The organism is Mycobacterium sp. SMC-18 (assembly GCF_045310895.1).
GTDB lineage: Bacteria > Actinomycetota > Actinomycetes > Mycobacteriales > Mycobacteriaceae > Mycobacterium.
In genome coordinates this window covers 1-4015 of record NZ_JBJIAL010000098.1, presented here as the reverse complement: position 1 = coordinate 4015, position 4015 = coordinate 1, and the positions used below count along the sequence as shown (strand labels likewise).

2 protein-coding genes are annotated in these 4015 nt (G+C 59.0%); both read left to right on the top strand.

Features of this window, described 5'->3' with window-relative positions:
- Positions 1 to 432: 432 nt before the first annotated feature.
- Positions 433 to 3453 carry a helicase-related protein gene (locus tag ACJH6J_RS30090; RefSeq protein WP_406805016.1) on the top strand — a complete coding sequence of 1007 codons (3021 nt, stop codon included), beginning with the start codon at positions 433 to 435 and terminating at the stop codon, positions 3451 to 3453.
- Positions 3450 to 4015, top strand: a 566-nt coding sequence (gene dpdK, locus ACJH6J_RS30085) for a phospholipase D-like domain-containing protein DpdK (RefSeq protein WP_406805015.1), incomplete at its 3' end; no start/stop codon positions are given. The genes ACJH6J_RS30090 and dpdK, both read left to right, overlap by 4 nt.

Genomic DNA, 4015 nt, shown 5'->3' with positions numbered 1-4015 from the left:
AGATCATCCTCGGGAAGGTGCGCCCTTTCCTACGCCGCCTCGCCGAGGCTCATCCACAGGTTCTGATCATTGCTCCGACAATTGTCGTCGCCAGGTAACTTGCGCGCGTTTGGTATTGGCCCGGATGGTGTCCGTGCAGTGCTACTCGATGAGGTACACATATATGAAGGCACTGCTGGCGCACAGAATGCGTATCTACTTCGACGCTTGCGTAAAGCGCTTGGACACGAGCCTCTTTGGGCCGGTTTGTCTGCGACTCTCGCTGATGCAGGTGAGTTCTTCGGCCGCCTTGTCGGTCTAGATCCAGGGCACATTGCGGTCGTTGAACCCAACCTCGACGAGCTAGAGGAATCTGGAGCCGAGTACCTCCTAGCGCTTCGGCACAACCCCCATGGCAAGACAGGTACGTTGTCCACAACTATCCAGGCTGCGATGGCACTTTCCCGGTCGCTAGATGTATTGAACGGCGATCCGTTCAATCCACCGGTCAGTTCGGAGCGGATCGTCGGAAGTCGCCTGTTTGCGTTTACTGACAAGTTAGACAGCACCAACCGTTTGTACTGGGATCTGCTGGATGCAGAGGGCTGGGCGTGGCCTGGAAATCAGAAGCGCAATACCAGTCCACTAACGCTCGCTCATCTACGGTCCAGTGAGCAAATGGCTTTAGCGCCAGATAAGAGGGAAGGCCCGGTACTGCGCGACCCTGAAGGTCAATACTGGTGGCTCGCTGAGCAGTTGGGCCACGACGTGGACGGTGACGTTCAGAAATGGGTTGGTAGAACGAGTTCGCAGGACACTGGAGTGGCTGCTGACGCCGACATCATTGTTGCCACCGCTAGTTTAGAAGTGGGATTCGACGACGATCGTGTTGGAGCTGTCCTCCAACATAAGGCGCCGCATGACGTCGCACAGTTCTTGCAACGGAAGGGTCGAGCTGGGCGCAATGTTGCGACGCGTCCCTGGACAGTAGTTGTCCTAAGCGACTGGGGGCGCGATCGCGATGCGTGGGATGCCTACGACGCGCTATTTAGTCCGGTGGTTCCGGCACGTTCGCTGCCGCTGGAGAATCTGTACGTTCAAAGAATTCAGGCGGTGTATTGCTTGCTTGACTGGCTGGCTGGCGAACTCGGCTACGACACGGACTCCTCATGGGCAGTCGCGTCAGGGCCTGCTGAAGTTCTTGCCAAGGATCTGAAGTGGGTAGACAACTATCGATCGAGACAGTCCGCCATGGCCGACCGCCTGACGTCATTGTTGCGGGATGGCCCTGAGCGCGGTTCGCTGATTCGCCACCTGCGCAGGTCCCTGGGGCTAGGCGACGGTCCTGCGTCAGACATCGTGATCGACAAGCTCTTGTGGGAGGCGCCTCGCCCGTTGCTTGGTGCGGTAGTGCCGACCCTTCGACGGCGTCTTCGGGATCAGTGGCGCGGTGAGATGCCTGCCGCGGATGACAGCGGGGTCCGCACGCGGACGCCACTTCGAGACTTTGTTCCCGGCAATCTGTTCGACGATCTTCTTGTGCCTGATGTGGAGATGCGAGTGCCGTGGGCGAGGAATGAGATGCGAGTCGAGCACCTGCCGGCTTTGAGGGCGATTCGAGAGTTCCTGCCCGGCAACGTTTCGCGTCACTTTGGCGTCTGGGCAACAGCAAAGCGGCATTGGGTTCCACTTCCCGCTGACACTAGTACCGATGGGACGCACCTGCTGAACGTGGCGGATGTTCAAGGCATCGCCATCGATGATGTGAGCACGTCACACGGGGTTGTCCGTGTGTTTTCGCCGACGGCTGTGGAGCTAGAGGTTGTCGCGAACGACGTGAGTGATGCTTCGTCGATGCGAGCCGACTGGGCTTTCAGCGCCACGCCGTTGGGCGCCGGTGCTCGTCTACCGATTGCGGGTGCCACCGCTAGGGCAATTGGGGAGCTAACTGCTCATCTGCACAGCCAAGGCGGAGGAGTGCGGGTGGTGCGCTATGCGCTGACGGGGCGCGGCGTGCTATGGCTGAATGGTCAAGCGACACCTCGAAGGGTGCAATTCTGCACTCGCGAGGGAGAGGCGTGGCGAAACGCTGCTCTAGGTGTGGAGATCCACGCCGATGCGATTCAGGGACGTGTGGTCCTCCCCGCGTTCAACAATCCGCCCACTCCGAGCGAGAGGTCGGAATGGCTACGCGAACTTATCGTCACCGACGCCGCACTCCCAGATGCAATGTCAGCCTTCGATCGCGATTCGATGGCTGACTCGACCGATGTGTTCGCCGCGATGTGGGATTGGTCCTCGGGCGATCCCGATGCCCGCCAGTTCGCCGACGGACTGCAACGTGCCGCCATTTGTTTGGATATCTTTGACCCAGCAAATGCCGGGTCGTTCTCGGCTTGGCTCGGCGACGCCGAGGTTCTCGATTCCGTCCGTCGTCATCTACTCGCTGCACGTGCAACCGTTCGAACATCTGAATGGGTCGAGTCATTGAGTCGACGGTTTACTGTGTCCGCTGCAGAGACACTTCTTGCGGCACTGTCCAACGTGGACGTAGACGATCTCGCAATCGATCTGGATCCCGACCATCCCGGCATGTTTTACATCTCAGAGCAATCGCCAGGCGGCACTGGCCACATTGAGGCGCTCGTGATCGGCCTAGTAGAAGGACCTGAGCGCCTGCCGGTTGCGATCGCCGATGTTCTGCGTCTTGACGATATGGAGACACTCGACGGGCAACTCCGATCGGTTATCGACTCTGGCGATCCGGACGTTCGCGCGTCGATTGACATGCTGGTGCAAAGTTGGCGCGACGGCCACCAATCGGTGCAAGCTGCCACCGCAAACTTGGACACTGCCCTGCAGGCCGCCGGAATTACCCTTAGCCACGCTGCTCGAACTGGTCTGACCACCCGATTAGCTGGCCCCGGCGCCTCGGTTACGTTTCTCCGGGAAGTCCAGCAGTGGCTCACAATCAGAGACGAAGCGGAGCAGTCGTGCGGTATGGAGGTGAGTCCGCGGGTGCTCGCGGCATTGCTCGCGGGTCGCGCGGAGGCCGACCAGTACCTACATCTGGGAAGCAACGTGACCGATCGCAAGCGGTCGCGTGCGATCGCAAATGTTCTGTGGCCGTGGGGAAATGGCGTTCAGTCGAGTGGACACTTCAATCCGTATGTCGATCGCGTTCGTAGGTCGATTGAGTTGCTGCGGCTTCATTGGCAGGCGCCGCTTGAAATCTGCGAGTTCTCTGAGTGGAGCGATGGCCGCAGACTGGAGGTTCACAGCCTCCTTCGCGCCAACGGCGAGATCGTTCTCAAAGTGCCGACCACATCAAGGCGGGAGCTTCGGAAGGCATTGCTTGATCTGACCGCTATACCTGTCGAAGTTGGTCCCTTGTGGTGCTACCCCGAGGTGTTGGGTATTCATGATCGCGGACCGGAAATTACGGGACGTCTCGTGCTGCGGGAGGCGTGGTGAACCGCGTCATCCGCAAATCACAAAGCGCTAGTGCGACGGAAGCCGCTGATCTACTAGCGGGCATTTTCAGCGCCGAACTTGCTGCACCGAGCAAGTGTCTGTGGTTGGTGTCGCCATGGATATCCAATGTCGAGATCGTCGACAACAGTGCTGGAGGTTTCGACGCCGTGAGTCGTTTCGGTAAGCGGCGAATCCGTCTCGTTGAGCTACTGGTAGCCCTTGCATCTCAAGGTAGTCACATTGTTGTCGGAACGACGACCGACTCCCACAACACCCGCTTCCTACACCGTCTTCAAAGCACGGCCGAAGACCTTCGTGTTGAGAGTCGATTCACGATGTCGATCGATCCATCTGAGAATCTTCACACTAAAGCTCTGACGGGCGACGACTACGCCCTAGCGGGAAGCATGAACATTACGTTCAACGGCATCCAGGTTCGGGAGGAACTCATCGATCTCAGAACGGATGACGCGTTCGTGGCTCAAGTGAACCATCCCGCGTTTGATGCGCACCTCCTTCCTTGGGAAGGTGCATGTCATGCCGAGCAAGTACGACCCGGAGA